At 51.7% G+C, this 234-nt stretch carries 1 rRNA gene; it reads left to right on the top strand.

From position 1 onward, the window contains the following. Positions 1-234: ribosomal RNA gene (locus PV403_RS25240) — 23S ribosomal RNA — on the top strand; the annotation flags it as partial.

Here is a 234-nt window from a genome sequence, read left to right as displayed (position 1 = left end):
AGTACCCTGAGGAAGAGAAAACAATAGTGATTCCGTCAGTAGCGGCGAGCGAACGCGGATTAGCCCAAACCAATCAGCTTGCTGGTTGGGGTTGTGGGACGTCTCATATGGAGTTACAAAGGAACCGATTAGTTGAAGAGGTCTGGAAAGGCCCGCCAGAGAAGGTAAAAGCCCTGTAGTCAAAAATCTGTTCCCTCCGAGACGGATCCCGAGTAGTGCGAGGCACGTGAAACC

It is taken from the genome of Paenibacillus sp. GYB006, from assembly GCF_036577645.1.
Lineage (GTDB): Bacteria > Bacillota > Bacilli > Paenibacillales > Paenibacillaceae > Paenibacillus.
This window is presented reverse-complemented; position numbering and strand designations above follow the sequence as displayed.